We start from the raw sequence: 2,274 nt of genomic DNA on the forward strand, positions 1-2,274 counted from the left end.
CCAGCCCGGCTCCACCACCGTGGTGGAGGTCTTCTCCTCGACGATGACCGGGCCGTCCAGCGCCGCCCCCGGGGCCAGATCGTCCCTGCCGAACACCGGCACGTCGTGCACGCCGTCGAGCATTACGGCGCGGCGGCGCGCCTGCGCCGCGGGCTCCCGAGCCCCGGTGTCCTCGCCCCGAGACAGCTCCGGTTTCCCCAGCGAAGCGTAGGCGGAAGCCCTCAGGTTCACCACCTCCACCACCTCGTCGTCGGCCCGGTGGCCGTAGCGTTGCTCGTGGGCCTGGCCGAACCGCTCGCAGATCTCCTCGACGTTGAGCTTCGCGGGGTCCTTGGCGATGGGCACCGTCAACTCGTAGGCCTGCTCACGGTACCGCATGTCCAGCAGCCATTCAACACGGATCTGGTCGGGGGACGGGCCCTGGGAGGCCAACTCGCGGCGGACCTCGTCCTCGAGCTCGCGCAGGGCGGTCACCGCACCGGCCAGGGTGTCCGGGTCGAGTGCGAAGACCTTCGTGGTGACCGCGTCCGAGCGCAGGTCGGACAGCAGCATGCCGAAGGCGCTGAAGTTGCCCGGGTCCGCGGGCACCAGGATCCGCCCGATGCCCAGCGACGAAGCCACCGCGGTGGCCAGCGTCGGCCCCATGCCGCCGAAGGGCGCGAGCACGAAGTCGGCGGGATTGAAGCCGCGCTCGATGGTGATGGTGCGCATGGAGGCGACGATGTTGGCCACCAGCACGCGCAGGATTCCCAGGGCCGCGTCGTCCTCCGACATGCCCAGGGGCTCGGCCACCTCCCGGCGGATGGCCTCCGCCGACAGCTCCGCGTCGATGGCCATCTCGCCCTGGAGCAGCGTCCGGGGATTCAGGTGGCGGAGCTGCACCAGCGCGTCGGTCAAAGTCGGCTGGTCGCCGCCGCGCATGTAGCAGGCGGGTCCGGGCACCGCCCCGGCGCTCCGCGGTCCCACCTGCAGCACCTTGCCGTAGCGCACCTGGGCCAGGCTGCCGCCACCCGCCCCCAGGCTCTCCACCTCCACCGAGTCCACGCGCACGGGATGGCGCCCGATGCGCCACTCGGTGCGGAACAGCGGTTTGCCCGGGATCAACGACATGTCGCTGCTGGTGCCGCCGATGTCCAGCGAAATGAGGTTGGAGACGCCGTTGCGCGCCCCCAGTTCATGGGCCGCCACCACCCCCGCCACCGGACCGGACATGAGCGTCTGCACCGGGAACCGCGCCATGGCCCTGGGCGCGCCGATGCCGCCGTTGGACTTCATCAGGAAGGGGTGCGCCTCCCGGAAGTGCCGTAACACGGTCTCTTCCATGCCCGAGAAGTACCGTTCCATGCGCGGACCCAGGTAAGCGTTCAGCACGGTGGTGGCGGTGCGCTCGTACTCGCGCCACACCGGGTTCACTTCCGACGACAGTGATACGAACAAGCCCGGGTAGCGAGACCGGATGTGCTCCGCCGCCAGGCGCTCGTGCTCCGGGTTCACGTAGGAGAACAGGAACGCGACGGCGAGAGCGTCGATACCCTGCTCCATGAGCCCGGCCACGGCCTCGTCGACCGCGTCCAGGTCCAGCGGCACCAGCACGGCGCCGGACTTGTCCAGGCGCTCGGTCACCTCCGCCACGCGCCGGCGCGGCACGAAGCGCTTGCCTCCGGGATAGAAGATGTTGAAGACTTCCTCGCCCTTCCACTGGCGCGCGATCTCGTAGACGTCGCGGAACCCCAGGGTGGTGAGCAGACCGGTGCGGCTGCCCTTCTCCTCGAGCACGGTGTTGAGCGCGTGAGTGGAACCGTGGAGCAGGTAGGACAAGGCATCGGCGCCCCACTTGGCGCGCAGGTCCGCCAGAACCCCGTCGAGCACCTCCAGCGGCGCCGCCGGATTGGACGGCACCTTGCGCACCTCGCGGATGCGCCCCGTCGCCTCCTCCAGCACCGTGACGTCCGTGAAGGTCCCGCCGACGTCGATGCCGACGCGATACCGGTTCTGTGTCACAGCCATGTCACTTGCCCTTGATGTGGAGCCGACTTTCACCACGGGCCGAAGGGCAGCGAACACGGGCGGCCCGTCACCCTGGATTCCCTGGCGAGAGCGTGGCGCGTCCGGCCGCCCGGTGCTTCATCACGAACAGCACGAACCCGCCGAGGCCCACCACCGTGGTGGCAAGGAACATAGCCGGATAGTTGTTGTCGGTAAAGTTGAGCATGACGCCGGCCAGCACCCCGCCGCCGCCGATGGCGAGGTCGTAGAACAGGTGGTACTGGGCCA

2 protein-coding genes are annotated in these 2,274 nt (G+C 69.6%); both read right to left on the reverse strand.

What is annotated here, in order from left to right; translation table 11 throughout:
* A partial coding sequence (locus OXU42_01345; protein MDE0028034.1) for a hydantoinase/oxoprolinase family protein occupies window positions 1-2,007 on the reverse strand: 2,007 nt, incomplete at its 3' end.
* A gap of 67 nt (window positions 2,008-2,074) precedes the next feature.
* A partial coding sequence (locus OXU42_01350) for a hypothetical protein (GenBank protein ID MDE0028035.1) occupies window positions 2,075-2,274 on the reverse strand: 200 nt, incomplete at its 5' end.

The sequence above is a fragment of the Deltaproteobacteria bacterium genome (assembly GCA_028818775.1).
Lineage (GTDB): Bacteria > Desulfobacterota > Binatia > UBA9968 > JAJDTQ01 > JAJDTQ01.